30 protein-coding genes are annotated in these 24,642 nt (G+C 71.8%); 17 read left to right on the plus strand and 13 right to left on the minus strand.

The annotated features are described in order from the left end of the window. Positions 1-13: 13 nt before the first annotated feature. Both WJM95_RS21800 and WJM95_RS21805 read right to left on the minus strand, forming a co-directional pair. Positions 14-904 carry a pyridoxal-phosphate dependent enzyme gene (locus tag WJM95_RS21800; protein ID WP_339135752.1) on the minus strand — a complete coding sequence of 297 codons (891 nt, stop codon included), beginning with the start codon at positions 902-904 and terminating at the stop codon, positions 14-16. A gap of 321 nt (positions 905-1,225) precedes the next feature. Then, positions 1,226-1,816, minus strand: a complete 591-nt coding sequence (locus tag WJM95_RS21805) for an N-acetylmuramoyl-L-alanine amidase (RefSeq protein ID WP_339131400.1) — start codon at positions 1,814-1,816, stop codon at positions 1,226-1,228. Between the two features lie 258 nt (positions 1,817-2,074). Between WJM95_RS21805 and WJM95_RS21810 the strand changes: the two genes are divergently transcribed. From WJM95_RS21810 to WJM95_RS21845, 8 genes are all read left to right on the plus strand, one after another. Beyond that, positions 2,075-3,481: a family 2B encapsulin nanocompartment shell protein gene (locus tag WJM95_RS21810; RefSeq protein ID WP_339131401.1), complete on the plus strand. Its 1,407-nt coding sequence runs from the start codon at positions 2,075-2,077 to the stop codon at positions 3,479-3,481. An 80-nt stretch (positions 3,482-3,561) separates the two neighbouring features. Continuing rightward, complete coding sequence (locus WJM95_RS21815; protein ID WP_339131402.1) at positions 3,562-4,641, plus strand: family 2 encapsulin nanocompartment cargo protein polyprenyl transferase; 1,080 nt, start codon at positions 3,562-3,564, stop codon at positions 4,639-4,641. Positions 4,642-4,874: 233 nt separating this feature from the next. Next, entirely contained in the window at positions 4,875-5,513 is a 639-nt protein-coding gene (locus WJM95_RS21820; protein WP_339131403.1) for a GNAT family N-acetyltransferase, read from the plus strand. Positions 5,514-5,592: 79 nt separating this feature from the next. Further along, on the plus strand, positions 5,593-5,811 hold the full coding sequence (locus WJM95_RS21825; RefSeq protein ID WP_339131405.1) for a hypothetical protein: 219 nt from the start codon (positions 5,593-5,595) through the stop codon (positions 5,809-5,811). A 139-nt stretch (positions 5,812-5,950) separates the two neighbouring features. After that, positions 5,951-6,364, plus strand: a complete 414-nt coding sequence (locus WJM95_RS21830; RefSeq protein WP_339131406.1) for a YciI family protein — start codon at positions 5,951-5,953, stop codon at positions 6,362-6,364. Between the two features lie 5 nt (positions 6,365-6,369). Next, the gene (locus tag WJM95_RS21835) at positions 6,370-7,596 is read left to right on the plus strand and encodes a sigma-70 family RNA polymerase sigma factor (RefSeq protein WP_339131407.1); all 1,227 of its coding nucleotides are present in this window, start codon (positions 6,370-6,372) and stop codon (positions 7,594-7,596) included. 10 nt (positions 7,597-7,606) lie between these two features. Next, positions 7,607-7,954, plus strand: coding sequence for a DUF952 domain-containing protein (locus tag WJM95_RS21840; protein ID WP_339131409.1), 348 nt, complete (start codon positions 7,607-7,609; stop codon positions 7,952-7,954). Beyond that, positions 7,951-8,202 (plus strand): hypothetical protein, encoded by a 252-nt coding sequence (locus WJM95_RS21845; RefSeq protein WP_339131410.1) that lies wholly within the window; start codon positions 7,951-7,953, stop codon positions 8,200-8,202. Before WJM95_RS21840 ends, WJM95_RS21845 begins: the two co-directional genes overlap by 4 nt. Positions 8,203-8,245: 43 nt before the next feature. Here the strand turns inward: WJM95_RS21845 and WJM95_RS21850 are convergent, their stop codons facing one another. The 6 genes from WJM95_RS21850 to WJM95_RS21875 all read right to left on the minus strand — a co-directional run bounded on the left by WJM95_RS21850 (position 8,246) and on the right by WJM95_RS21875 (position 13,400). Continuing rightward, the gene (locus WJM95_RS21850; protein ID WP_339135754.1) at positions 8,246-8,962 is read right to left on the minus strand and encodes a VOC family protein; all 717 of its coding nucleotides are present in this window, start codon (positions 8,960-8,962) and stop codon (positions 8,246-8,248) included. Positions 8,963-9,048: 86 nt separating this feature from the next. Then, complete coding sequence (locus WJM95_RS21855; RefSeq protein WP_339131411.1) at positions 9,049-9,885, minus strand: hypothetical protein; 837 nt, start codon at positions 9,883-9,885, stop codon at positions 9,049-9,051. 111 nt (positions 9,886-9,996) lie between these two features. Then, the gene (locus WJM95_RS21860; protein WP_339131412.1) at positions 9,997-10,416 is read right to left on the minus strand and encodes a VOC family protein; all 420 of its coding nucleotides are present in this window, start codon (positions 10,414-10,416) and stop codon (positions 9,997-9,999) included. A gap of 56 nt (positions 10,417-10,472) precedes the next feature. Beyond that, complete coding sequence (locus WJM95_RS21865) at positions 10,473-10,853, minus strand: helix-turn-helix transcriptional regulator (RefSeq protein ID WP_339135756.1); 381 nt, start codon at positions 10,851-10,853, stop codon at positions 10,473-10,475. Positions 10,854-11,003: 150 nt separating this feature from the next. Then, entirely contained in the window at positions 11,004-11,426 is a 423-nt protein-coding gene (locus tag WJM95_RS21870) for an SHOCT domain-containing protein (RefSeq protein WP_339131413.1), read from the minus strand. Between the two features lie 624 nt (positions 11,427-12,050). After that, a complete protein-coding gene (locus WJM95_RS21875; protein ID WP_339131414.1) occupies positions 12,051-13,400 on the minus strand; it encodes a DUF2254 family protein in 1,350 nt (449 codons plus the stop codon). 361 nt (positions 13,401-13,761) lie between these two features. Between WJM95_RS21875 and WJM95_RS21880 the strand changes: the two genes are divergently transcribed. Next, positions 13,762-13,959, plus strand: coding sequence for a hypothetical protein (locus tag WJM95_RS21880; RefSeq protein WP_339131415.1), 198 nt, complete (start codon positions 13,762-13,764; stop codon positions 13,957-13,959). Positions 13,960-14,099: 140 nt separating this feature from the next. Here the strand turns inward: WJM95_RS21880 and sodN are convergent, their stop codons facing one another. Continuing rightward, on the minus strand, positions 14,100-14,495 hold the full coding sequence (sodN, locus tag WJM95_RS21885; protein ID WP_339131416.1) for a superoxide dismutase, Ni: 396 nt from the start codon (positions 14,493-14,495) through the stop codon (positions 14,100-14,102). 145 nt (positions 14,496-14,640) lie between these two features. Between sodN and sodX the strand changes: the two genes are divergently transcribed. Then, a complete protein-coding gene (sodX, locus tag WJM95_RS21890; protein ID WP_339131417.1) occupies positions 14,641-15,075 on the plus strand; it encodes a nickel-type superoxide dismutase maturation protease in 435 nt (144 codons plus the stop codon). Here sodX and WJM95_RS21895 read toward each other — a convergent pair. Then, the gene (locus WJM95_RS21895; protein WP_339131418.1) at positions 14,979-15,608 is read right to left on the minus strand and encodes a CGNR zinc finger domain-containing protein; all 630 of its coding nucleotides are present in this window, start codon (positions 15,606-15,608) and stop codon (positions 14,979-14,981) included. The genes sodX and WJM95_RS21895 overlap by 97 nt on opposite strands. A 100-nt stretch (positions 15,609-15,708) precedes the next feature. On the opposite strand from WJM95_RS21895, the gene WJM95_RS21900 reads away from it, so the two are divergent. The 3 genes from WJM95_RS21900 to WJM95_RS21910 all read left to right on the plus strand — a co-directional run bounded on the left by WJM95_RS21900 (position 15,709) and on the right by WJM95_RS21910 (position 17,857). Next, positions 15,709-16,467: a class I SAM-dependent methyltransferase gene (locus tag WJM95_RS21900; RefSeq protein ID WP_339131419.1), complete on the plus strand. Its 759-nt coding sequence runs from the start codon at positions 15,709-15,711 to the stop codon at positions 16,465-16,467. A 125-nt stretch (positions 16,468-16,592) separates the two neighbouring features. Continuing rightward, entirely contained in the window at positions 16,593-17,081 is a 489-nt protein-coding gene (locus tag WJM95_RS21905; protein ID WP_339131420.1) for a SigE family RNA polymerase sigma factor, read from the plus strand. After that, positions 17,078-17,857, plus strand: coding sequence for a hypothetical protein (locus WJM95_RS21910; protein ID WP_339131421.1), 780 nt, complete (start codon positions 17,078-17,080; stop codon positions 17,855-17,857). The genes WJM95_RS21905 and WJM95_RS21910 overlap by 4 nt, the downstream gene beginning before the upstream one ends. Before the next feature lie 85 nt (positions 17,858-17,942). Here the strand turns inward: WJM95_RS21910 and WJM95_RS21915 are convergent, their stop codons facing one another. From WJM95_RS21915 to WJM95_RS21925, 3 genes are read right to left on the minus strand one after another with little or no spacing between them, the layout of a single operon-like run. After that, positions 17,943-18,704 carry an amino acid ABC transporter ATP-binding protein gene (locus WJM95_RS21915; RefSeq protein WP_339131422.1) on the minus strand — a complete coding sequence of 254 codons (762 nt, stop codon included), beginning with the start codon at positions 18,702-18,704 and terminating at the stop codon, positions 17,943-17,945. Beyond that, on the minus strand, positions 18,701-19,666 hold the full coding sequence (locus WJM95_RS21920) for an amino acid ABC transporter permease (RefSeq protein WP_339131423.1): 966 nt from the start codon (positions 19,664-19,666) through the stop codon (positions 18,701-18,703). The genes WJM95_RS21915 and WJM95_RS21920 overlap by 4 nt, the downstream gene beginning before the upstream one ends. A gap of 28 nt (positions 19,667-19,694) precedes the next feature. Beyond that, positions 19,695-20,648 carry an ABC transporter substrate-binding protein gene (locus WJM95_RS21925; RefSeq protein ID WP_339131424.1) on the minus strand — a complete coding sequence of 318 codons (954 nt, stop codon included), beginning with the start codon at positions 20,646-20,648 and terminating at the stop codon, positions 19,695-19,697. Positions 20,649-21,186: 538 nt separating this feature from the next. Here WJM95_RS21925 and WJM95_RS21930 point away from each other — a divergent pair. From WJM95_RS21930 to WJM95_RS21945, 4 genes are all read left to right on the plus strand, one after another. Continuing rightward, positions 21,187-22,410: an NADP-dependent malic enzyme gene (locus tag WJM95_RS21930; protein WP_339131425.1), complete on the plus strand. Its 1,224-nt coding sequence runs from the start codon at positions 21,187-21,189 to the stop codon at positions 22,408-22,410. A gap of 286 nt (positions 22,411-22,696) precedes the next feature. Next, positions 22,697-23,662, plus strand: coding sequence for a zinc-binding dehydrogenase (locus WJM95_RS21935; RefSeq protein ID WP_339131426.1), 966 nt, complete (start codon positions 22,697-22,699; stop codon positions 23,660-23,662). Between the two features lie 185 nt (positions 23,663-23,847). Then, on the plus strand, positions 23,848-24,057 hold the full coding sequence (locus WJM95_RS21940) for a helix-turn-helix domain-containing protein (protein WP_148010429.1): 210 nt from the start codon (positions 23,848-23,850) through the stop codon (positions 24,055-24,057). Beyond that, on the plus strand, positions 24,057-24,626 hold the full coding sequence (locus tag WJM95_RS21945; protein WP_339131427.1) for a Clp protease N-terminal domain-containing protein: 570 nt from the start codon (positions 24,057-24,059) through the stop codon (positions 24,624-24,626). The genes WJM95_RS21940 and WJM95_RS21945 overlap by 1 nt, the downstream gene beginning before the upstream one ends. Positions 24,627-24,642: the final 16 nt, after the last annotated feature.

The following is a 24,642-nucleotide window of genomic DNA, read 5'->3' on the forward strand; positions in this document are numbered from 1 at the left end:
CCCCTCACGCCGGTCAGGTCCCGGTGCGCGCGGCGGGGAACGGCGCTCCGGTGATCACGGCCGCCACCGTCGTACCGCGCGGGAACGCGCCCTCCTCGGCGAGGGCGACAAGTCCGTAGAGCATCTTGGCGACATAGAGACGTTCGACCGGCAGCCCGTGCCGCTGCTCGAAGTCCTCGGCGAAGGAGTCGAGTTCGGGGGTGGTGCGGGCGTAGCCGCCGAAGTGGAAGCGGTCGTCGAGGGACCAGTTCCCGCGCCGGGCGCCGAACGCGGCCGTCTGGAGGGCCGTCGTGGCGGCGTCGAGGAAGCCGCCGCGCAGGACGGGGATGCCCAGGGCGCGCCGGCCGGGACCGAGGCCCGCGGCCGTCCCGGCCAGGGTGCCGCCGGTGCCGCAGGCGAGGGCGGCCACGTCGACCCCGTCCGCGTCCCGCAGTTCCTCGCCGAGCGCCAGGCAGCCGCGTACGGCCAGGGCGTTGCTGCCGCCCTCGGGCACCACGTACGCGTCCTCGGCGCGGACCGCGCGCAGGATCCCGGCCAGCGTCCCGGGCTCCGACACGTGCCGGTAGGTCGATCTGTCGACGAAGTGGAGGCGCATGCCGTCCGCGGCGCAGCGGGCCAGAGAGGGGTTGAGCGGGCGGTCGGCCAGCTCCTGGCCGCGGACCACGCCGAGGGTGGGCAGACCGAGCAGACGGCCCGCGGCGGCGGTGGCGCGCAGATGGTTCGAGTAGGCCCCGCCGAAGGTGACCAGGGTGCGGCCCGCCGCCGCCTCCAGGTTCGGCGTCAGCTTGCGCCACTTGTTGCCGATCAGCTCCGGGTGGATCAGATCGTCCCGCTTCAGGACGAGCCGGACCCCGTACCGCTCGAACCGCCCGTCCACCACCTCTCGCAAGGGGGACGGAAGCAGCGGGGGAGGGCCGGGGCTCCCGACGGGGAGGCCGGCGAAGGCCGCGTGCTCCGGGGTGCCGAGGTCCCGCACGGCGCGGCCTGCGACGGCGCGGTCCCGGACGGTGTCCTCCGGGACGGCGCGGTCGGGGACCTCGGCGTGCTCCGGGACCGTGCGGTTCCGGACCTCGGCGTGCTCCGGGAGCGCGTGCTCCGGGACGGCGCGGTCCGGGCTGGCGGGGCTGGTCACGCCCTCATTGTCGGACACCTGTCCGGGGGCGGCCCGGCGCGGGGGCCGCGGCGGCGGCCGTCGGCCCTCGGCAGCGGCCCTCGGCGTCTCAGCTCACTTCAGCTGCTCGCGGACCCGGCCGCGCAGGAAGTTCATCGTGAAGCCCCGCGGGTCCACCTTCCCCGGCTGCCACTCCAGGTGACCGATGACCGAGCGCTCCGTCCAGCCGTGGAACCGGCAGATCGCGGCGCAGACCTTGGCGATGGCGTCCAGCTGGACCTCGGGCCACGGGTCCTTGCCGTCGCCGAGGTTCTCGCACTCGAAGCCGTAGAAATGGCGGTTGCCGTCGGTGTTCGCCTCGTTGTCGTGCGGCAGCGCCTTCTCGGCGATCACCGCGCGCAGCACGTCGTCGTCGCCGAGGCCCGCGTGGTTGGCGCGGCCGTAGCCGACCAGGTGCACCACGCCGTCCTTGGTGATGACCCCGTGGCACAGCGGTCCCGGCAGGTCCTCGCGGCCCTCGCGGCACAGTCCGACCGTGAGCGCGCCGCCCGAGGTCACCGTGTGGTGGATCATCACCCCGTGCACCGGCCCCCACGGGCCCTTCTGGTTGCGGTTGTGATGCTGCCAGTCGCCGACCTCGACGACGTGGACGCCTTCGTCCCTGATCCGGTCCAGGAAACTGCCCGCGGACATGGGCGATGCCATGGCCGACTCCTTCGCGCTGTACGCCGGCCACCCTGCCGTGGCCGTCTCGTACCGCAGCTTCTATAGCCGCCCGGGCCGGCGGGCCCACCCGTTCGCACAGCGTGCGAGCCGATCCGGTCAGCCCGGCGGGAACGCAATCGCCCTCCCTGCCCAGGTCCGGAGTGATCCATTCCCCCTCATTCGTGTAATGGCATCAGCACACTCCGTGATGAAAGGCTTGGCCGCGAAGATCAGTGCACGACCGGGAGGGCAATTTTCATGTCGGTAGGCGAAGAGGTCCGCGCGGAGCAGAACCGTCCGCAGCAGAGTCTCGGCACATCAGCCGCGCGGAACCTGGCCACCACCACCAAGTCCGCGCCGCAGATGCAGGAGATCAGCTCGCGGTGGCTGCTGCGCATGCTTCCGTGGGTGAACGTGCAGGGTGGCACGTACCGCGTGAACCGGCGGCTCAGCTACTCCGTGGGCGACGGCCGCGTGACGTTCGTCAAGACCGGCGACCGCGTCCAGGTCATCCCCGCGGAACTCGGGGAACTGTCCGTGCTGCGGTCGTACGAGGATCACGACGTGCTGGGCGAGCTCGCCCAGCGCTGCCAGCAGCGGGAGTTCGCCCCGGGCGAGGTGCTGGCCTCCTTCGGCAGCCGGGCCGAGGAGGTGTTCCTCCTCGCGCACGGCAAGGTCGAGAAGATCGGCACCGGTCCCTACGGCGGCGACGCGGTGCTCGGGGTCCTCGCCGACGGCGCGTACTTCGGCGAACAGTCGCTCATCGACCCGGAGGCCATCTGGGAGTACACGGCCCGCGCGGTGACGGCGGTGACCGTGCTCGTCCTGCCCCGCAACGACCTCGAACAGGTGGCGGAACGCTCGGAGTCCCTGAACGCACACCTCACGGAACTTCGCGCGATCCCGTCGCAGCGCACGAACAAGTACGGCGAGAAGGAGATCGACCTCGCGGCCGGCCACACCGGCGAGCAGGACATCCCGGGCACCTTCGTGGACTACGAGGCGTCCCCGCGCGAGTACGAGCTCAGCATCGCCCAGACCGTCCTGCGGCTGCACACCCGCGTCGCCGACCTCTACAACCAGCCGATGAACCAGACCGAGCAGCAGTTGCGGCTCACCGTGGAGGCGCTGAAGGAGCGCCAGGAGCACGAGCTCATCAACAACCGCGAGTTCGGCCTGCTCAACAACTGCGAGTACGACCAGCGGCTCCAGCCGCACGACGGCGTACCGAGCCCGGACGACCTGGACGAGCTGCTCAGCCGCCGCCGCGGCACCAAGCTGTTCCTCGCCCATCCGCGCGCGATCTCGGCGTTCGGCCGCGAATTGAACAAGCGCGGGCTCGTCCCCGAGAGCATCGAGGTGGCCGGCAACCGTATCCCGACCTGGCGCGGGGTGCCGCTCTTCCCGTGCAACAAGATCCCGGTCAGCGACGCCCGTACGACCTCGATCATCGCCATGCGTACCGGCGAGGCGGAACAGGGCGTGGTCGGGCTCCAGCAGGCGGGCATCCCGGACGAGATCGAGCCGAGCCTGTCGGTGCGCTTCATGGGCATCAACGAACAGGCGATCATCTCCTACCTGGTGACGGCCTACTACTCGGCCGCGGTCCTCGTGCCGGACGCCCTCGGCATCCTGGAGAACGTCGAGATCGGCCGCTGGCGGTGACGATCCGCGACGCGGAACCCCTTGTGGTCCCGCCCTCGGGGGCGGGACCGCGGCGGGGACGCGGTGTCGGCGGGAGACCCGTGGAGAACCGCTGCGACACCGGCGGGAGGACCACGGAGGGAAGGGAGACGCCGGGCCCGTCCGACGCGCAGGAGGCCGCGGTCGTCCTGGAACGGGCGCGGGCGCTGGTCGACCCCGAACTGCGCCGCGCCCTCGACTCGCTGCCGGACTCGATGCGCCGGGTCGCCCTGTACCACTTCGGCTGGGAGGAGGCGGACGGCACTCCCGGGACCGGCAACGCGGGCAAGGCCATCCGCCCCGCGCTCGTGCTGAGCGCGGTCCAGGCGCTCGGCGGACAGCACGGAGCGGCCGTACGGGCGGCCGCCGCCGTGGAGCTGATCCACAACTTCAGTCTCCTGCACGACGACGTCATGGACCGGGACACCACCCGCAGACACCGCCCCACCGCGTGGACCGTGTTCGGCGACGCCGACGCGATCCTCGCCGGGGACGCCCTCCAGGCACTGGCCCTGCGGATGCTCGCCGAGGACCCGCACCCGGCGTCCTCGGCCGCCGCCGCGCGGCTCGCGGATTGCGTCGTCGAACTGTGCGCCGGACAGCACACGGACACGGCCATGGAGAGGCTCGGGCCCGACGAGGTCACCCTCGACGCATGCCTCGCCATGGCCGAGGCCAAGACGGGGGCCCTGCTCGGCAGCGCCTGCGCCATCGGCGGTCTGTACGCGGGTGCGTCCGCAGCGGACGTGGAGGCACTGGACGCGTTCGGCCGTGAGGCGGGGCTCGCCTTCCAGCTGATCGACGACGTGATCGGGATCTGGGGGAACCCGGTCCGCACCGGCAAGGCGGCCGGGGCGGACCTCGCGGCCCGCAAGAAGTCGCTGCCCGTGGTGGCCGCGCTCACCTCGGACACCCCGGCGGCCGCCGAGCTCGCCGGACTGTACGCCGAGCCGTACCGCGAAGGGGAGCTGGAACGCACGGCGCGGGCCGTCGAGCGGGCGGGCGGGCGCGACTGGGCGCAGGCCCAGGCGGCCGACCGGATGTCCCGGGCGATGCACGAACTGTCCCGGGCGGTCCCCGATCCCGAGGCGGCGGGCGGGCTCATCGCGCTGGCCGAGTTCGTCACGCGACGCAGCAGCTAGGAGCCCGAGAACGCGCGGCCGCCTCCCGAACCCCCGAACCCCGGGCGCCGTACGGAACCTGACGACCGTGCGGCGTCCGGGGTTCGGAGAGCGGGCCCCGCACGTCCCCACGGCGTGCGGGACCCGCTCCCGGACGTCTCCCCGGTACCCGGCGGGCGGTCGCCGCCACCTCGGCGTAATAGGCTCAACCGCCGTACGGTCGAGGCTGGTTGGGGCGAAGGGCGGGGCTGGTCATGGGTGTGGCGATCCGGGTGGCGGACGAGACGGACCGGGAGCTGGTCGTCCGGCTGCTGGACGATGCCTTCCAGGACGATCCGGTGAGCAACTGGGTCTTCCCCGACGCGGCGCACCGGCGTGCGAAGCACCCCGGGCTGATGGCCGCCTTCACCGACGTCGTGCTCGCGGAGGGGCGCATAGACCTGGCCGAGGACGGCTCGGCGTGCGCGCTGTGGCTGTCCGTTCCCGCCGCAGGGAACCACGACGCCGGCGAGGGGGACACCCGCGGCGAGGGCGCGGACGAGGACGGTCCCGCGCAGCTCCGCGCGGCCGTCGACCCGGACAACGAGAGGGTCGAGCTGATCGGACGGCTGACTGCGGACATCCACCCCGAGGGGCGGGCCCACGCGTACCTGTGGATGATCGGGGTGGCGCCGGAGCGCCAGGGCGAGGGCCTCGGCGGCGCGCTGATCGGCTCGGTCCTCGACCGCTGCGACCGCGAGGGACTGGCCGCCTATCTGGAGGCGAGCAACGCCCGCAGCCGCGCGCTGTACGAACGCCTCGGCTTCGAGCTCACGGGCAGTCCCCTCGACCTGCCGGACGGCCCGCGGATGTGGCCGATGTGGCGCGAACCGCGCGGGGCCGCGCAGGCCTAGGTCCGGGGCGGCCCTCGCACCCGGTGCGGTCCCGGGCGTACGACAGGAAGCGGCCGGTGCGCCGTCCTACCCTGAAGGCATGGGCACCGATGAGCATGTATGTCCCGCTTGCGGGCAGCCGGTCGCCACGGTCGTGCACCGGTACAAGACCCTGGGCGCCTGGGTGCCCCGCTGGGGTCCGGGGCCCTGCCGCAACCCGGACTGCGCGGCCCGCGCGGACGACCCCGGACACGGACGGGCGCCCGGACGGGAGCAGGAACGCGCCCTTCCGGACGAGTCCGCGGCGGAGAAGTCCTGACGTCCACCGGGCACCCTCGCACGGCATCGCGAAAAAGACGCGCGCGGACGTGTAGAGAAACGCGGGCCGTCTCCGACGTCCCCTGTGAGAGCCGCCCACCACGGGCGGTCCGAGCCGAGGAAGCCGAAGGAGCGTACTCATGAAGTACCTGGTGATGGTGCAGGGCACTCAGGCCGACTACGAGGGCATGCGGGGCAACGCCTCCGCGCAGTCGCCGGCCTGGAGCGAAAAGGAACTCCAGGCCATGTACGCCTACATGGGCGCGATCAGCGACGACCTCTCCGAATCCGGTGAGCTCGTCGACGCCCAGGGACTGACCGACCCCGCGCGGGCCCGCCAGGTGGCGCTGGGCCCCGACGGCAAGGCCGTGATCACCGACGGCCCGTACAGCGAGACCAAGGAGCTGATGGCCGGCTACTGGGTCGTCGACTGCGCGAGCCTGGACCGGGTCACCGAGATCGCCGAGCGGGTCACCCGGTGCCCGGGCCCCGAGGGCGGCACCGGACGCCCGGTGGTCATCCGGCCCGTACAGGACGGTGCCGGGGACCTCTGAGCGGGATGAGGGACACGACCGGGGTCGAGGACCTGCTGCGCCGCCACGCGCCGCAGGTCCTCGGCGCGCTCGTCCGCCGCTACGGGCACTTCGACGCCGCCGAGGACGCCACCCAGGAGGCCCTGCTCGCGGCCGCGGCACAGTGGCCGGGCAAGGGCGTGCCGGACAATCCGCGCGGCTGGCTGATCAAGGTCGCCTCACGGCGGCTCGTCGACGCCCTGCGCGCGGAGCGGGCGCGCCGGCTGCGCGAGGAGAGGGCCGCGGCGCTGACCCCGCGGGACGCCTTCGTGGCGCCCCCGCCGGGCGCGGACCGCGCCCCGTCCCAGGACGACACGCTCACCCTGCTCTTCCTGTGCTGCCAGCCCGCGCTGCCCCCGGCCGCGCAGATCGCCCTCACCCTGCGCGCGGTCGGCGGTCTGACCACGGCGGAGATCGCGCGGGCGTACCTGGTGCCCGAGGCGACCATGGCCCAGCGCATCAGCCGGGCCAAGCAGCGGATCCGGGGCGTCGGGCTCGTCCGCCCCGACCACGGGGAGGAACGGCTCCCCGCCGTCCTGCACACCCTCTACCTGATCTTCAACGAGGGGTACACCGCGACCTCCGGCACGACGCTCCAGCGTGCCGAACTCGCCCACGAGGCGATCCGGTTGACCTGTACCGTCCGGCAACTGCTGCCCGAGGACGGCGAGGTGACCGGACTGCTCGCGCTGATGCTGCTCACCGACGCCCGGCGCGCCGCGCGGACCGGCCCGCACGGGGAGCTCGTCCCCCTCGACGAACAGGACCGCGCCCGCTGGGACAGGGCGGCGATCGAGGAGGGGGTGGCCCTGGTGACCGAGGCGCTGGCGCTCGGGCCGGCCGGACCCTACGCGCTCCGGGCCGCGATCGCCGCGGTCCACGACGAGGCACCCTCGCCGGAGGCGACGGACTGGACCGAGATCCTCGGCCTCTACGACCACCTCGTCCGAAGGGTCCCCGGCCCCGTCGAACGCCTCAACCGCGCGGTCGCCGTGGCCATGGTGCACGGGCCGCGCGCCGCCCTCGCCGAACTCGACCTGCTGGAGGGCGAGTCGGCCGGCGGTCACCGGCTGGACGCGGTCCGGGGCCACCTGCTGGAGCGCGCGGGCGACCCGGCCGCGGCCCGGGACGCCTACGCTTCGGCGGCGGCCAAGACCCTCAGCCTTCCCGAGCGACGCTATTTGGAAGTGCGCGCGGCACGGCTGCGGTCATAGCGTGGTCCGCATGTCCGAACCTCTGCTGCACCTGACCGAGCGCTCCCTGTGGGACGCGGCCCGCGTGTCGGGCACCTTCGAGATCTCCACCCGCGGCCGGACCCTGGAGGAGGAGGGCTTCATCCACTGCTCGCTGCGCCGCCAACTCCCCGCCGTGGCGGCCATGGTGTACGGCTCCTACACCGGCCCCGACGACCTCGTGGTCCTGGTGATCGACGCCGAACGGCTCGCCGCGCCGGTCCGCTTCGAGGCGATGAGTCCCGGCGGGGAGGAGTTCCCGCACGTCTACGGGCCGATCGAGGCGGACGCCGTCGTGGCCGTGGAGCCCTGGGAGCGGGGCGGAACGGCTTCGGCGTGAGGGAGTCCGGGGAACGACGCCGGGCGTGGCGCCGGATCGTGGTGGTGTGGGCGGTCGCCGTGACCGGCGGTGGCGTCCTCACGCTGTGGCTCCAGGCCTCGGCGGAGCCGCCACCGCCCACCGGTCGGTACACCTACGAGCAGGGCGGCCGCGAGGCACCGTCGCCGCCCTCCGGACCCCCGACACCCCCCTGCCCGAGCTCGCCCGAGGGCGGCCCCGTCCTCTGCGTCTACGTGGACAGGCCCTAGGCCGTGTCCGGCCGTTCCCGCCTGCCGGGCGACGGCATGCGCGCTAGGGCAGGCTGCCCGTCGCGGGGTCGCGGCCGGTCAGGCAGTACACGCCGCCGGCCGGGTCCCGCATCACCGTCCAGCGTGCGCCCCGGCCGACCGTCGTCGCCCCCAGGGCCTCGTGACGGGCCCGCACCGCGTCGACGTCCGAGCAGGCGAGGTCCAGGTGGGCCGAGGTGGGACGGCCGGTGCCGAGCCGTTGCAGCAGGATGCGCAGCGGCAGCCCGGCGGGCGGCCTGATCAGATGGAACTCCGGGAGCGCTCCGGGAAGGGACTCCCAGCCCGTGAGCCCGCCCCAGAAGACCGTCTCGGCGTCGAACGCGTCCGGCGCCAGGTCGATGCTCACCTGGTCGAGCCGGCTCGTCGCTCCGGCCGGCCCCTCGGTGACCGGCGGCCGCGCGGACTGCCCGTCCCAGGGCACCGCGCAGAACAACTGGCCGCCCGGGGAACGCAGTACGGCCCATCCGCCGTGGTCCGCCACGACGCCGGCACCCAGCCGCAGCGCCCGGTCCACCAGCGCCGGCACGTCCTCCACGGACAGGCACACATGCGCGCCCCCGGGGCCGTCCTCGACGCCCTGCGCCTTCACGTACGCGTCGCCCTCGCCGGGCAGCAACGTCACGAACTCGCCCCGCTTCCCCCGGGGTTCCGACAGCTCCGTGCCGGTGACCGCCGTCCAGAAACCGAGCGCGACCGCGAGATCCGCGGCGGGCCGGTCGATGAAGACATGGGCCCACCGGACGACCGGGCCCGCGGCCGGCGGGACGTTCTTCGCCGCGCCGCCGCCGCTCGCACCGCCGACGTGGCTCACACCGCCTCCTCGGCGATCAGGGCGCGCAGCGAGGTCTTCATCCGCGCGACGAAGGAGTCCCGGGCCTCGGGGGAGAGGACGTCGAGGGACAGGTACGGGTTGAGGTCCTCCAGCTCGACGAGCAGCAGCTCGCCGCCGGGTGCCCGGCAGGCGTCGACGCGCTGGATGCCGTACCGGATGTCGTTCCAGTCGACGAACCGCTGCGCGAACTCCCGGTCCTCGGCGGTGGGTTCGTAGGGCTCCAGGGCCCAGCGCCGCTCCGGGTCGGGCGCGTACAGCGCGTACTGGAGGGTGTCGTCGACGAAGTAGAACGACACCTCGTAGCGGAACTCGACGCGCGGCTGGACGAGGAGGTCGCCGAAGGACAGGCCGGCGAGCTCCTCGCGCGGCACGAACTCCAGGCCGATGGAGTCCGCGCCCTGCCGGGGTTTGACCACGTACAGGGCGGCCTCGGGAAGCCGATCCAGGTCCTCGGCGCGGTCGACGGTCGGGATGACGGGGAACCCGGCCACGGTCAGCTCCAGCAGATAGCCCTTGCCGGCCATGTCGCCCTTGCCCGACAGCTGGTTGTAGACCCGGACCCCCTCCGCGAGCGCCCGCTCGCGGAACGCGTCGTAGGCGGCCTGGTGGTGCAGGACAGGACCACTGTTGCGTACGACCACGGCGTCGAAGCCGGTCATCAGCGCGGCCGCGTCCAGCGGGTGGCAGACGGCGATGTCGAAGTCCTCGCGCAGCCGCGAGGTCAGGGCGATGTCCTCGTCGCAGTACCGCCGCCCCTTGGCCGGATAGGCCAGGTCGCTGACGAACAGGACGCGGGGGCGAGCGGGCGGCACGGTGGCTCCTCGAAGTGGGCGGGCGGTTCGTTCCCCGGGCGGATCGTGCCCGCGGAACCGTAGTGTCTCTCCCGCCCGCCTCCGGCCTCGCGCCGCCCCCCGGCGTCCCGGTCAGCCCTTGGGGCGCTTCTGGGCGAAGCGCAGGAGGTTGCCCGCCGGGTCACGGAAGGCGCAGTCCCGCAGGCCGTACGGCTGGTCCTCGGGCGCCTGGACGACGTCGGCGCCCGAGGCGCGGACCCGTTCGAACAGCTCGTCGCAGTCGGTCGTCGAGAAGATCACTCCGCGCAGCATCCCCTTGGCCAGCAGCTCGGCCATGGCCTGCTTGTCCGCGGCGGACGCGTCGGGGTCGGCGGCCGGTGGCTCCAGGACGATCTCCACGTCCGGCTGGAGCGGCGAGCCCACGGTCACCCACCGCATTCCCTCGAAACCGACGTCGCCCCGGACCTCCAGGCCGAGCACGTCACGGTAGAAGGCGAGGGCCTTGTCGTGGTCGTCGACGGAGATGAAGCACTGGGACAGTTTCAGATCCATGCCTCCCAACCTAGGCCGTGCGCGGCCTCGATGGAGGGTGCTGCACCGCAGGCGCGCTACAGGCGCGTGCCCGGTTCCGCCTCCGGGTTGCGGTGGCGGGCCGGACGGGTCAGCCGGCGGGACACGCAGGACGGGATGGGGGCGCCGTGGTCGTGCGGACGGGCCCGGTACGCGCTGGGGGTCTCGCCCACCAGTTCCGTGAACCGGGAGCTGAACGAACCGAGCGAGGTGCACCCCACCGCGAAGCACACCTCGGTCACCGTCATGTCGCCGCGCCGCAGCAGCGCCTTCGCGCGTTCGATCCGGCGGGTCATCAGATAGGTGTACGGCGTCTCGCCGAACGCCTCCCGGAAGCTCCGCTGGAAGTGCCCGGGCGACATCAGCGCGGTGCGCGCGAGCGTGGCCATGTCCCACGGCTCCGCGTACTCGCGGTTCATCCGGTCGCGCGCCTGCCGCAGCCGGACCAGGTCTTCGAGCGGTCTGGGATTCGCCACCTCCCCAGAATGGCACAACGGACCGCCGCCCCCCGGGGGATCACTGGCCCGGGGGACGGCGGTGGTCGTTCGTGCGCGGGGGTGTCCGCGCCGTCAGGCGGCGAGGACCTTGGCCTTCGCCTTCTCGAACTCCTCGGCCGTGATGTGGCCGTGGTTCTTGAGGTCCGCGAGCTTCGCCAGTTCGTCGGCCTTGCCCGTGCCACCGCCGCTGCCGGCGGTCTCACGGATGTAGGCGTTCATGTCCTCCTGGTTCTTCTGGATGCGCCGCATCTCGCGTTCGCCCATCCCGCGGCCTCGCGCGATCAGGTACACGAAGATGCCCAGGAAGGGCAGGATGACGACGAACACGCACCAGCCCGCCTTGCCCCAGCCGTTCAGGTCGTCGTCGCGGAAGATGTCCCCGATGACGCGGAAGAGCAGCATGAACCAGAGGATCCAGAGGAAGAACCACATCGTGGTCCAGAAGACCTGGAGCAGGGGGTAGTCCGCTGCCAGATTGACCGTCGAGCCGTTCATGGTCGAACTCCTGTCGGTTGTGCGACATCTCCGCGAGCGTTGCCTTGGTGTCGGGCGGATCGAACTGTCGCCGGGCGCCGGGTCGCGATCTCGGGGATTCCGCCCAGGCCCGGCCGCCATGGGTCGCGGCCGGTCGGCAGGGCCTGGCGGGTCAGTGCGCGGAGCGCGGTGGTGGGGCGGACGGTGACGGTGCCGCGGTGTCCGCCTGCGGACAGACGCTCGAAGGCGGGGGGCGAGCAGGACCCCCCGGACACACGGGACGGGCCGGGACGAGGCCCTCCGGTGTGCTCGGCGTGATCGGTGCGACGTTCGGGGCGTCGTGAGGGTGCCGCGACGGCCGCGCCGACGGCGTGCGCCGCGCGGGTCCCGAGGGCCACGGTGACGCGAGGGACCGTACGGGGTCCTTCGGGCCGTGGCGGACGGGCCCGGGGCACGGCACACCCGGCACGGGCCGGATCTGCCGCTGGATGCAGGCCATGAGCGGTGCCCTCTCTGACGCGTGACGTCTTGCTTCGGCTCCAGAGTGCGGCGCCCCCCGTCCCGCCGGATCACCCTTCGCGGGTGAGCTCGCGGATCCGGCCGGCCCGGCCGCCGGGCGGCCCTCGTGGGGCCCCGGGATCCCGTTCACCGGCCGTCCGGCCGGTCCCCGCCCGCCTCGTCCGGCCCGCGTCCCGCGGGTGAGCCGTCGCCCCCGCGTTCCTTCGCGAGGGAGTCGCGCAGCCGGGGAAATCCGGTGTCGAGCAATTCGTCGACCCAGGCCAGGCGCCTGACGAGCGGCCCGTCGGAGCGGCCGTCGCCGGTTCCGCGCAGGCGCTCCAGGAGCGCACGGAGGCGCAGCAGGACCATCGGGGAGTTCCGGGCCGCCGGGATCACGTCGTCGAGCGCGGTCCCCAGGAGGTCCTCCCAGCCGGGCAGCGGGACGAGCACGCGCACGGTGCCCGCCCGGTCGGCGACCGCACCCGGCCGCCCCCGGGCCGGGACCGGACGGGACAGCAGATCCTCCACGGCGTCCAGCGCCTGCACCGCCGTGGCGGGGTCGTTGACCGCAGGGGACAGGGCCCTGAGCGCGATGTCGGCGAGCAGCCGGAACGCGAGGCCGGGGTCCTGGTCGAAGACCCGCTCGGCACCGGTCTCCAGGCCGCGCAGGACGGCGGAGGCGGGCAGGTCCGCGTCGTAGACCTCGGCGACCGTGGTTCCGTACCGCAGGGTGGTGCCGGGGCCGACCCGCAGGACGACGACCGCGCCGGCCGCCCGCGCGGCATCCGCCAGCCGGCCGGTGTCCACGCGGCGCAGCACGGTGCCGCCTCCCTGCCAGCCGACCGTGGAGCGCGGCCGCCCGGGACTGCCCGGGCGGCCGCGGTCTCCGGGGCCCGCCCGGCCTCCCCCGGCTCCCGGACTTCCGGCAGCCGTCGTGTCCCAGGCGCCGAGGACGTCGAGGGCGCGCCTGCCCCGTTCGGAGACGGAGCGCAGCACCGGGGCCAGCTGGATCGCAGCGACGGCCTGGAGCAGCAGGCCGCGCAGCAGCGCCAGCAGCAGGAGCAGCAGGACGCCCGTACCGGCCGGCACGATCACCGAGACCTCGTCCCGGCCCGCCACGGTCAGGGCCGCGGTGGCGCAGAAGACGGCCAGCCCGATGACGAAGGCGAAGGTCCGCCACACGACCGGCGCGTCCCGGAACAGGGTGAGCCGGGGGGTGAAGGTGGTGGCCGACCACTGCACCACCAGGAACAGCACGGAGAAGATGACGGTGGCCGCGCCGAGCACCCCGAAAGCGGTGGCGAGCAGCAGTTCGGCCACCTGGCGGGACGGCAGCAGGGGTCCCCGGCGGATCTCGGGGACGACCAGGCCGAGCCCGAGACCGACGCCGATGGACACCAGTTGGAGCAGGCCCGAACGCAGCCGGCGCCGACGGCGGAACGCGGCGCGGGCGGTACGGACGGAGGAGTTCCGGCCGGCTGCCGCGAGAACGTTCATCGGACATCCTCCGAGGCGGTCCCGGGACCGGCGGAACGCGGACCCGCACCTCAAGGTTCACCGCCGACGCGGCCCCGCGCATCACCGCTCACCGCCCCGGCGGCCTCACCCCTCGGAGGTGAGCACCGGGTGCGGGAAGCGCCGTCCGCTCACCCTTCCCGGAATTCCCGGACCTTTTCCCGTTCCTGGAGCGCGCGGCGCCGGGGCACGGGTGGAAGGTGGAATGGCGAGGATGTGAGCGGGAGCGTTCGCGGGGCGGGCGGATGTCGCCCGCACCGGGGGATGCCACATCGGCGGGCGCGGCCGACGATGGCAGGGCATCGCAGCGGACCCGCGCCCCGGCCCCGAGGGAAGTGCTCGTATGCGTTACGAATTCCGCATCGCCGGCCTTGTTTCGGACACGCTGGCCTCGGCCTTCTCCGAGCTCGACAGGGTTCGTACGAAGGAGCAGACCCTGTTCTTCGGCACCGTGATCGACGACGCCCATCTGTACGGACTGCTCACCCGGTTCCAGGCGCTGGGCCTGCGGGTGATCGAGATGCGCCAGCTGCCCGTGTGAGCACGCGACACCGGACGTGCCCGGAAAAGCAGTACGCACCCGGTCCGTCGGGACGCCGAGAGCGGCGGCCCCGCGGACCGGGTGCGGACGAGCAGGCGAAGCGAGCCGCGCGGACGCGGTTCGGAGGGCCCGGACGAAGGTCAGGCCTTCTTGGTCTCCCAGAAGATCTTGTCGATCTGGGCGATGTAGTCCAGCGCCTTCTGGCCCGTCGCCGGGTCGGTGGACGCCTTCGCGGCCGAGAGGGCCTTGAGGGTGTCGTTCACCAGCTGGTGCAGCTCCGGGTACTTCTCGAAGTGCGGGGGCTTGAAGTAGTCGCTCCAGAGCACCGACACGTGGTGCTTGGCGAGCTCGGCGCGCTGCTCCTTGATGACAATGGCGCGAGCCTGGAAGTGCGGGTCGTCGTTGCCGGCCATCTTGTCCTGAACGGCCTTGACCGACTCCGCCTCGATGCGGGCCTGGGCCGGGTCGTACACGCCGCAGGGCAGGTCGCAGTGCGCGCTGACCTTGACCTTGGGGGCAAACAGGCGGGAGAGCATTGAGCTGTCCTTCCTCGTGATCGTCTTCTCAGGTGGGACATTACTCCGTGGGAGAGGGTATTTCGCGAGTGCCCCCATGGGCTTAGGACAAAAGTCCGGGGTGAAACTGGGACTGGTGGAGGATAGGACCGGGGAGGTGCCGTCGATGCCGGAGCTGTCGCGGGAGACCGAGCGGGGCAGGGCTCTGCTGCCGTTCGGGGCTGCGGAGGTGACGGGCCCTTCGATGGTGCCCACGCTCGAGCACGGGGACCGGCTCGTCGTCCATTGGGGGGCGAGGGTGGGGCCGGGGGACGTCGTCGTCCTGCGGCATCCGTTCCAGCAGGACCTGCTCGTCGTGAAGCGGATCGCGGAACGGCGCGAGGGCGGCTGGTGGGTGCTCGGGGACAACGCCTTCGCGGGCGGTGACAGCACCGACTACGGAACCGTCCCCGAGGAACTCGTCCTCGGGAAGGTGCGGTTCCGGTTCCGGCCGCCGCGGACGGGTCAGCGTTCGCCGTTCGCCGTCGTCCGCTGGGTGCTGGTGGCCGCCAGGCCCGTGTTTCCCGTCCGGTCCGCCTCCAGGCGCTTGCGGGCGCGGTAGGCGGCGACGTTGGCGCGGGTCGCGCAGCGGTCCGAGCAGTAGCGCCGGGAGCGGTTGGTCGAGGTGTCCAGGTAGGCGTTGCGGCACGGCGCCGCCTCGCACAGGCCGAGCCGGTCGACGCCGTACTCGGTGAGATGGAAGGCCAGTCCCATCGCCGCGATCGCCGCGTAGCCCGCGGTCGCGTTCGACGGGTGGTCCGCCAGGTGCATGTGCCACAGCGGACGGCCGTCGTCGTCGCGGTGGTCGTGCCCCGAGATCTGCGGACTCACCGGGAATTCGAGGAGCAGCGAGTTCAGCAGGTCCACGGCGAGGGTCTCCTCGCCGCCGGCCGCCGCCTCGAAGACCGCGCGCAGCCGTCCCCGCACGGAACGGAAGCGCGTGACGTCCGCCTCCGCGGCGCGGCGGGCCGCCGAGGCGTTGCCCCCGAACAGGTCACGGACGGCCTCGACGGAGGTCAGCGCGTCCTTGCCCCGGGCCGGTTCCTCGGTGTTGACGAGGCGGACGGCGTAATCCGAGTAATAGGCCAGTTCCACTTGTAGTCCTTACGGAGGCGCTCTATCGTCGTGGCGGTGGTCAGGTAACAGCTGATCGCGCTTACAGGGTATTACGTGGGCGACTGGAGGAGGGGCTTTCATGGCCATCGGCACCGGAACCGACTGGGACGCCTGGCAGCGGAGCTGGGACCGGCAGCAGGAGTGGTACATGCCGGACCGCGAGGACCGCTTCCGGGTGATGCTCGACATGACCGAGGCGCTCACCGGACCCGAGCCCCGCGTCCTCGACCTCGCCTGCGGCACCGGCACCATCACCGCCCGGCTGCTCGACCGCCTCCCCGGCGCCACCAGCACCGGCGTCGACCTCGACCCCGCCCTCCTCGCCATCGCCGAGGGCACCTTCGCCGGAGACGACCGTGTCTCCCTCGTCACCGCCGACCTCAAGGACCCGGACTGGCGCGCCCGGCTCCCGTACGACACGTACGACGCCGTCCTGACCGCGACCGCCCTGCACTGGCTGCACAGCGGACCGCTCACCGTGCTCTACGGCCAGATCGCCGAACTCGTCCGCGACGGCGGTGTGTTCATGAACGCCGACCACATGATCGACGAGACGACCCCCCGGATCAACGCCGCCGACCGCGCCCAGCGTCACGCCCGGATGGACCGGGCAAGGCTCGCCAGCGCCCTCGACTGGGCCGAATGGTGGAAGGTGGCCGCCCAGGACCCCGTCCTCGCCGGACCCACGGCCCGCCGCTTCGAGATCTACGGCGAGCACGCCGACGGCGACATGCCCTCCGCCGACTGGCACGCGCGCGTCCTGCGCGAACAGGGCTTCGGCGAGGCCCGGCCGGTGTGGCGCTCCCCCTCGGACGCGCTGGTGCTCGCGGTCAAGTAGGCCACCCGCGAACCCTGTTGGAGGCGGTACGGAAAATCCGTACCGCCTCTTCCGCGTCCTGCGGCACCTCCCGCCGCACTGGAAGGGTGAGACGGTCCGCGAGCGCGGGCCGGGAAGGGGGCGGGATGACGCGCGGCGAGGAAGCCGCTCTGCACGCTTTCGTGGAGGGCAGACGACCGGCCCTGTTCCGCAGTGCCTACCTGCTGTGCGGCAATCGCGACGAGGCCGAGGACCTCGTCCAGACGACGCTGGTGAAGGTCGTCCTCGGCGCGCGGCGGCACGGACGCCTCGAAAGTCTCGAGGCCTACGCGCGCAAGACGCTGGTCAACACCTTCATCTCCGCCCGCCGCCGGTTCTGGCGGCGCGAGCACGCGTACGGCGAGGTGCCGGACGTGGCGGGGCGGTCGGTCGACCGCGACACCGGACTCATGGTGCGGGCCGCGCTCGCGGAACTCGCGCCGAAACAGCGGGCCGTGCTCGTCCTGCGCTACTGGGAGGACCTGAGCGTGGCCGCCACGGCCCAGGTCCTCGGGATGCACGAGAGCACGGTCAAGAGCCACACGGCCAGGGGACTCGCGGCACTGAGGGCCGCGGTGCGGGAGGAGTACGCATGAATCGGGAAGCGGAGACGGAGTACGTGAGGGAACTGCTGGGTCGGGCCGTGGACGAGGTCCGGATGCCCGGGAACCAGGGGGCCGAGACGGTCTTCGCGAAGGCCTCGCGGGTGCGCAGGCACCGGCGCACGGCGGCGACCGGCGCCGTCGCGGCGGTCGTCGCGGCCGGCCTGGTCCTCGGACCCGGCGTCCTTTCCGGCACCGGGCACGGCGCGAGCGTGGCGAGCACGCCCACGGCCGGCGAGTACACGACGAAGGCGGGCCGCTTCGCGAAGCTGCTCCCCGCCGGGACCGGGAGGATCAGCGAGATCTCGCTGGTGCGTCTGTTCAAGCAGGAGCCGAAGGCCCCCGAGCCCAAGCCGGTCGGCCCGTACGACGGTGCCTACGCCGTCGCCCGGCCCGGCGGGGTCGGCTACATCGCCGTGGGCGTGGCCACCGCGTCCGTGATCTCGGCGAAGACGGGCGCCAAGGGCCTGGGCAACCCCTGCAAGGACGCCCCCAAGGACGGGCGCCTCGGCTGCACCACGCAGAAGCTGTCCGGCGGCAGGCTCCTGGCCGTCTGGGAGACGCCTCCGTCCGATCCCGCCCTGCATCCGGTTCCGGCCGGCGGCCGGGAGTTCGAGGCGCGATTGGTCCTGAAGGACGGCGGCTTCCTCGATGTGCGGGCCAGCACCGGATTCCAGGGCAAGGGCCAACTGGGCCCGCTGCTCAAGACACCGCCGCTGACCCGGGACCAGCTCACCGAGCTGATCCAGAACCCGGCCCTGCTGAAGTAACGGAAGGGGCGGAAGCAACGGAAGGGGCGGTACGGGAGACCCGTACCGCCCCTTGTTCCTGCGCCCGACGGCGCCGGTGTTCCGGTCAGAGGACCTTCGACAGGAACGACTTCGTGCGCTCGTGCTGCGGGTCCGTCAGGACGTCACGCGGGTTGCCGGCCTCGACGACCACACCGCCGTCCATGAAGACCAGGCTGTCGCCGACCTCACGGGCGAAGCCCATCTCGTGCGTGACGACGACCATCGTCATACCGGACTCGGCGAGGTCGCGCATGACGTCGAGGACGTCACCGACCAGCTCCGGGTCCAGCGCCGAGGTCGGCTCGTCGAAGAGCATCAGCTTCGGGTCCATCGCCAGCGCGCGGGCGATCGCCACACGCTGCTGCTGGCCGCCGGACAGCTGCGAGGGGTAGTTCTTCGCCTTGTCGCCGAGGCCGACGCGCTCCAGCAGCTCCATCGCGCGGTCCCGGGCGTCGGACTTCTTGACGCCCTTCACCTGGATCGGCGCTTCCATGACGTTCTCGACGGCCGTCATGTGCGGGAACAGGTTGAAGCGCTGGAAGACCATGCCGATGTCACGGCGCTTCAGAGCGACTTCGCTGTCCTTGAGCTCGTAGAGCTTGTCGCCCTTCTGGCGGTAGCCCACCAGATCGCCGTCGACGTACAGCCGGCCGGCGTTGATCTTCTCCAGGTGGTTGATGCACCTCAGGAAGGTCGACTTGCCGGAGCCGGACGGGCCGATCAGGCAGAACACCTCACCGGTGTTCACCTCCAGGTCGATGCCCTTGAGGACCTCCACCGGGCCGAAGGACTTGTGTACGCCCTCCGACTTCACCATCGCGGTCATGCCTTGCCCCTCCCACTGCCGAGCCCGAGCATGTTCGTCTTGATCTTCTGGAAGACGGTCGGCGGCAGGCTGCGGCTGGAACCGCGTGCGTAGTAGCGCTCCAGGTAGTACTGGAAGACGCTGAACACGCTGGTCATGGCCAGGTACCAGATGGAGGCCACGAACAGCATCTCCATGACGGCGTACGACGTGGAGCCGATCGCCGAGGTGGAGCGCAGCAGCTCGTTGTACGTGACCGCGTACACCAGCGACGAGGTCTTCAGCATGTTGATGAACTCGTTGCCGGTCGGCGGCACGATCACCCGCATCGCCTGCGGGATCACGATGCGGAACAGCGTCTTCGTGTGGCTCATGCCGAGGGCCTGGGCGGCCTCCGTCTGGCCCTCGTCGACGGCCAGCAGACCGGCGCGGCAGATCTCGGCCATGTACGCGGCCTCGTTCAGACCGAGACCGAGCAGGGCGCACATGAACGGGGTCATGACGGCCGTCATGTTGTTCTTGTAGATCGGCCCGAGGTTCAGGACCGGGAAGATCAGCGCCAGGTTGAACCACAGCAGCAGCTGGACGTAGACCGGGGTGCCCCGGAAGAACCAGATGTACAGCCACGCGACCGTGCTGGTCACCGGGTTCTTCGAGAGCCGCATCACGGCGAGGAGGATGCCCAGCACCACACCCACGATCATGGCGAGGATGCTGATCAGCAGCGTGCGGCCGGCACCCTGGACGACGGTGGAGACGAAGAGCTGGTCCCCCACCGTGTGCCACTGGATGTTACCGTGCGAGAACGCGATGCCGAGCGCCACCAGCAGCGCGAGGACGATGACGCCGCTGATCCACCGGCCGTAGTGCCGGACGGGGATCGCCTTGATGGTCTCCGGGGCCGGCCCGGACGCCGCACCCGCGGACACCGTGTCGCCCGGGGGCGGGGTGTCCGAGGGGGACTTGTCGAGTTTGTCAGTCACGTGACTGCCCTTCAGTGGTGCGCTCGGCTTACTTGCCGCCGTTGATCGCGGACTGCGAGATCGCGCCGGACTGGGCGCCCCACTTCTCCAGGACCTTCTGGTACGAGCCGTCCTTGATGATCGCGTCGACGGCTTCCTTCAGCGCGTCGCGGAGCTGGGTGTTGTTCTTGTTCAGGATGATGCCGAACGGGCCGGCGTCGTACTGCTTGTTGATGACCTCGAAGGCCTTGCCGCCGTCGGCCTTGTTGGAGAGGTCGACCGCCACCGGGTAGTCGTTGATGCCGGCGACCGCGCCGCCCGACTTCACACGGGTCTGGGCCTCGGTGTCGTTCTGGAACGACTCGATGTTGATGGCCTTCTTGCCGGCGTCCGTGCACTTCTTGGACTGGTCCTTCAGGGCCGCCTCGTAGGTCGTGCCCTGCTGCACGGCGGCGGTCTTGCCGCAGAGGTCCTCGATGCCCTTGATGCCCTCGGGGTTGCCCTTCTTCACGTAGATGGCCGTACCGGCCGTGAAGTAGTCCACGAAGTCGACGCCCTGGCCGAGCTTCTTGCCCTTGTCGTCCAGGCCTTCCTGGCGCTGCTTGTTGTCCGTGATGGACGACATGCCGATGTCGTAGCGGCCCGAGTTGACGGCGGTGATGAGGCCGTCGAAGGAGCCCGAGGTGAACTCGAACTTCACGCCGAGCTGCTTGGCGAGCGCGTCGGCCAGGTCCGGGTCGACGCCGACGATCTTGCCGCCCTCGGTCGACTCCATGGGCGCGTACTCGGCGTTCGTGCCGACCTTGATGACGCCCGCGTCCTGGATGCTCTTGGGCAGCTTGGAGAACAGCGGCGCACTGTTGGTGGCGGAGTCGCTGGAGCCGCCCTTCTTGGTCTGGTCACCGCAGCCGGTGAGGACCAGCGCGCCGGCGACCGCGATCGCGCCGACCGCTGCTATCCGGGACTGCGCGGCCTTGGTACGACGGGTGGTGCGTGCGGTCATGAGGGTTCCTCCGGCGGATCTGGGAGTAGCCGATAGGTCGACGGAAACACACACCATCGAGTGTCGCGACCTCGTGTAATGACGGCATCTTGCCATTCGGACCGCGAGATTCAGGGTGGCCGCTATGTCAAAATCGGATAACGGGTGACCCCCGAACCATTACTGGTCGGTTCAGTACCGCCGCATCTTGTCCGGGAATCCGTTCTTCCGGCAGGAAGATCTTCGGCACATCGCCGCAGGCGGAAGACCGCTACACGGCACTCCTGTCCGAACGAGGACATGTCGGGACGTGTCAATGGATCACGGCATGAGTCATGTCACCGGCGTGTGATCTTGGCTCTATGGACTCGTCCTCGGCACGGTCCGTCCGGTAAGAAGGTTCTTTACACCCCTCATCCGGGGCTCAGGGCGCGTGTGCGGCGCGCCCGTCGCGCAGCGGCCCGTACGCAACCACGGCGGCTGGGCCTGCGCGGTGCCCGCCCACCCCTCAACCAGGAGTGGACACCCTCAAACATTGAAGACTTAAGGGGTAAACAAAGTGGCAGCGGAGATCGTCAATCCTCGCAGCGACAGCAGTACGGATCACGAAGGCGGGGCAGAGCCCCTCGACTCCTTCGACCCGGCTTTCGCGCTGCACCGCGGCGGCAAGATGGCAGTGCAAGCCACCGTGCCCGTCCGCAACAAGGACGACCTGTCCCTGGCTTACACGCCCGGCGTCGCGAAGGTGTGCAGCGCGATCGCCGAGCAGCCGGAACTCGTCCACGACTACACGTGGAAGTCGTCCGTGGTCGCTGTGGTGACCGACGGGACGGCAGTGCTCGGGCTCGGTGACATCGGCCCGGAGGCCTCGCTCCCCGTCATGGAGGGCAAGGCCATTCTGTTCAAGCAGTTCGGCGGTGTGGACGCGGTGCCGATCGCGCTCGCGTGCACCGGCGTCGACGAGATCGTCGAGACCGTGGTCCGGCTCGCTCCCTCCTTCGGCGGCGTCAATCTGGAGGACATCTCGGCACCGCGGTGCTTCGAGATCGAGCGCAGGCTCCAGGAGCGGCTGGACATCCCGGTCTTCCACGACGACCAGCACGGAACCGCGGTCGTCACCCTCGCGGCCCTGCGGAACGCCGCCCGGCTCACCGGGCGCTCGCTCGGCGACCTGCGCGCGGTGATCTCCGGCGCGGGCGCGGCCGGTATCGCCATCGCCAAGTTCCTGCTGGAGGCGGGCCTCGGCGATGTCGCGGTCGCCGACCGCAAGGGCGTGGTGTCGCGGGACCGCGACGACCTGACGGACGTCAAGCGCGAGCTGGCGGAGATCACCAACAAGGCGGGGATCTCCGGTTCGCTGGAGGAGGCGCTCGCGGGCGCCGACGTCTTCATCGGCGTCTCCGGCGGTACGGTCCCGGAGCCGGCGGTCGCCTCCATGGCGCAGGGTGCCTTCGTCTTCGCGATGGCCAACCCGAACCCCGAGGTGCACCCGGAGATCGCCCACAAGTACGCGGCCGTCGTCGCGACCGGGCGGTCGGACTTCCCGAACCAGATCAACAACGTTCTGGCCTTCCCGGGGATCTTCGCCGGTGCGCTCCAGGTCCGGGCCTCCCGGATCACCGAGGGCATGAAGATCGCCGCCGCCGACGCGCTCGCCGCCGTCGTCGGGGACGACCTCGCCGCGGACTACGTCATTCCCTCGCCGTTCGACGAGCGGGTGGCTCCCGCGGTGACCGCCGCGGTGGCGGCCGCCGCCCGTGCGGAGGGCGTCGCCCGCCGCTGAGCCGACGCTCACCGTGACCCCGCCGGGAGGCTTCCTCCTGGCGGGGCGCTTTTTTGCCCCCTCCACCCCTGCCCGTCCCGTCACGGGGGCGCTGCCCCCGGATCCCCGCTCCTCGATCGCCGGAGGGGCTGAACTTGTCCCGCCGGAGAGTTTCGGCCCGTCTGGCGGTCGAGGGCGAGGCCGTCAGGCCGAACCGGGGCTGTGCTCGGGGCCACCCGGTCGGTGGGGGACGTGTCACAGCGGGAGGCGGTTCCCCCGGCCGGGGGTGCGGCCTATCGTCAGGGGCATGTTCGCTGCCTACGCCGCCCGAATCGACCGTGACCAGCCGCTGAACGGCCTGGAGTTGGGGGAGCGGCCCGCCCCCGGACAGAGGCCGGGCTGGACGACCGTGAACGTACGGGCCGCCTCCCTCAACCACCACGACCTCTGGTCGCTGCGCGGGGTCGGCCTCGCCGAGGACAAACTGCCGATGATCCTCGGCTGCGACGCCGCCGGAATCGACGAGCACGGCAACGAGGTCGTCCTGCACTCGGTCATCGGCCAGAGCGGACACGGGGTCGGCCCCGACGAGCCCCGGTCCATCCTCACCGAGCGTTACCAGGGCACCTTCGCCGAGCAGGTCTCCGTACCGTCGTGGAACGTCCTGCCCAAGCCCAGGGAGCTGTCCTTCGAGGAGGCCGCCTGTCTGCCGACGGCGTGGCTGACGGCGTACCGCATGCTCTTCACCAACGCCGGGGTGCGGCCCGGTGACTCCGTGCTCGTCCAGGGCGCGGGCGGGGGCGTGGCCACCGCCGCGATCGTGCTCGGCAGGGCCGCGGGGCTGCGGGTCTTCGCCACCAGCCGTGACGAGGCCAAGCGGAAGCGGGCGCTCGAACTCGGTGCCGTCGAGGCGCTGGAGCCCGGGGCGCGGCTGCCGCAGCGGGTGGACGCGGTCATCGAGACGGTCGGCGCCGCCACCTGGTCGCACTCGGTCAAGTCGCTGCGTCCCGGCGGGACCGTCGTCATCTCCGGTGCCACCAGCGGCGACCGGCCCTCGCACGCCGAGTTGACGCGGATCTTCTTCCTCGAACTCAAGGTGGTCGGCTCCACCATGGGTACGAAGGACGAGCTGGAGGACCTGCTGGCCTTCTGCGCGGCCACCGGCGTACGGCCCGTCATCGACGAGGTGCTGCCGCTGGACCGGGCCCGCGAGGGCTTCGAACGGCTGGAGTCCGGCGACCTGTTCGGCAAGATCGTGCTGACGTCGGGCTGACGGCCCCTGGGAAGTGCTGCGGCGAAGGCGGGTCCGGTGTTCCGGGCCCGCCTTTCGCGTACCCGGTTCGCGTACCCGGTTCGCGTGCCTGGGTTGGGCGCCCGGTTCGGGCGCTCCGGGCGGGGCCTCCGGCGCGGGTGTCAATTCTGGTTGACATGACGGAGGTGTCAACGTAGGTTGACGTCATGACCGAAGCAACGGATCTCGCCGAGCGCGCGGGCGACCGCGATCCGCGGATCGGGCTGCGGGCGGTCTCCGCGCTGCGGAGGCTGCTGGAGCAGCTGGAGGCGGTACAGGTGCGCAGTGCGCGCCATCAGGGCTGGTCGTGGCAGGAGATCGCCGCGGAACTCGGAGTGAGCAGACAGGCCGTGCACAAGAAGTACGGGAGGCAGTGATGTTCGAACGATTCACGAAGGACGCGCGTGCCGTGGTCGAGGGCGCGGTGTCGCACTCCGGTCGGGTGGGCGGCGAGAGCGTCGACGAGGAGCACATGGTGCTGGCGCTCCTGGACCGGGAGGGCAGCCGGGGTTCCTTCGCCCTGACATCGCTGGGGGCGACCGGTTTCCGGGAGTCGCTGGAGCGGGACCTCGCCGAGGCGCGGCGCCGGGGCGGACTCTCGCGCGCCGACGCGGACGCCCTCTCGGGGCTCGGCATCGACCTGGCCGAGATCGTCTCCCGGATCGAGGAGGCCCATGGTGAAGGGGCGCTGGAGTTGGGCGGTCGGGGTGGCGCCGGCAGGCGCGTGCGGCGCCCGCAGTTCGGGCGGGAGGCCAAGGACGTGCTGGTGAGGGCCCTGCGGATCGCCGCCGCCCGACGCGACCGTCACATCGGTGATGAACACCTGCTGCTGGCGATCACCCTGCGGGGCGGAGTGGCGGCCGAGCTGCTGGCCGACCACGGCGTCACCTACGCGTCGGTGACGCGCGTGCTGTACGGCGAGGGCGGAGTGGCGCAGGCGGGCTGAGCGGCACCGCGAGCGA

The sequence above is a fragment of the Streptomyces sp. f51 genome (assembly GCF_037940415.1).
Classification (GTDB): Bacteria; Actinomycetota; Actinomycetes; order Streptomycetales; family Streptomycetaceae; genus Streptomyces.

Excerpts from the sequence above, each read along its gene's own strand:
- WJM95_RS21805 (WP_339131400.1), bottom strand. The coding sequence starts at position 1,816 with ATGGCATCGCCCATGTCCGCGGGCAGTTTCCTGGACCGGATCAGGGAC.
- WJM95_RS21810 (WP_339131401.1), top strand. The coding sequence starts at position 2,075 with ATGTCGGTAGGCGAAGAGGTCCGCGCGGAGCAGAACCGTCCGCAGCAG.
- WJM95_RS21820 (WP_339131403.1), top strand. The coding sequence starts at position 4,875 with ATGGGTGTGGCGATCCGGGTGGCGGACGAGACGGACCGGGAGCTGGTC.
- WJM95_RS21825 (WP_339131405.1), top strand. The coding sequence starts at position 5,593 with ATGGGCACCGATGAGCATGTATGTCCCGCTTGCGGGCAGCCGGTCGCC.
- WJM95_RS21830 (WP_339131406.1), top strand. The coding sequence starts at position 5,951 with ATGAAGTACCTGGTGATGGTGCAGGGCACTCAGGCCGACTACGAGGGC.
- WJM95_RS21835 (WP_339131407.1), top strand. The coding sequence starts at position 6,370 with ATGAGGGACACGACCGGGGTCGAGGACCTGCTGCGCCGCCACGCGCCG.
- WJM95_RS21840 (WP_339131409.1), top strand. The coding sequence starts at position 7,607 with ATGTCCGAACCTCTGCTGCACCTGACCGAGCGCTCCCTGTGGGACGCG.
- WJM95_RS21860 (WP_339131412.1), bottom strand. The coding sequence starts at position 10,416 with ATGGATCTGAAACTGTCCCAGTGCTTCATCTCCGTCGACGACCACGAC.
- WJM95_RS21865 (WP_339135756.1), bottom strand. The coding sequence starts at position 10,853 with ATGAACCGCGAGTACGCGGAGCCGTGGGACATGGCCACGCTCGCGCGC.
- WJM95_RS21870 (WP_339131413.1), bottom strand. The coding sequence starts at position 11,426 with ATGAACGGCTCGACGGTCAATCTGGCAGCGGACTACCCCCTGCTCCAG.
- WJM95_RS21875 (WP_339131414.1), bottom strand. The coding sequence starts at position 13,400 with ATGAACGTTCTCGCGGCAGCCGGCCGGAACTCCTCCGTCCGTACCGCC.
- WJM95_RS21880 (WP_339131415.1), top strand. The coding sequence starts at position 13,762 with ATGCGTTACGAATTCCGCATCGCCGGCCTTGTTTCGGACACGCTGGCC.
- sodN (WP_339131416.1), bottom strand. The coding sequence starts at position 14,495 with ATGCTCTCCCGCCTGTTTGCCCCCAAGGTCAAGGTCAGCGCGCACTGC.
- sodX (WP_339131417.1), top strand. The coding sequence starts at position 14,641 with ATGCCGGAGCTGTCGCGGGAGACCGAGCGGGGCAGGGCTCTGCTGCCG.
- WJM95_RS21900 (WP_339131419.1), top strand. The coding sequence starts at position 15,709 with ATGGCCATCGGCACCGGAACCGACTGGGACGCCTGGCAGCGGAGCTGG.
- WJM95_RS21905 (WP_339131420.1), top strand. The coding sequence starts at position 16,593 with ATGACGCGCGGCGAGGAAGCCGCTCTGCACGCTTTCGTGGAGGGCAGA.
- WJM95_RS21910 (WP_339131421.1), top strand. The coding sequence starts at position 17,078 with ATGAATCGGGAAGCGGAGACGGAGTACGTGAGGGAACTGCTGGGTCGG.
- WJM95_RS21915 (WP_339131422.1), bottom strand. The coding sequence starts at position 18,704 with ATGACCGCGATGGTGAAGTCGGAGGGCGTACACAAGTCCTTCGGCCCG.
- WJM95_RS21925 (WP_339131424.1), bottom strand. The coding sequence starts at position 20,648 with ATGACCGCACGCACCACCCGTCGTACCAAGGCCGCGCAGTCCCGGATA.
- WJM95_RS21935 (WP_339131426.1), top strand. The coding sequence starts at position 22,697 with ATGTTCGCTGCCTACGCCGCCCGAATCGACCGTGACCAGCCGCTGAAC.
- WJM95_RS21940 (WP_148010429.1), top strand. The coding sequence starts at position 23,848 with ATGACCGAAGCAACGGATCTCGCCGAGCGCGCGGGCGACCGCGATCCG.
- WJM95_RS21945 (WP_339131427.1), top strand. The coding sequence starts at position 24,057 with ATGTTCGAACGATTCACGAAGGACGCGCGTGCCGTGGTCGAGGGCGCG.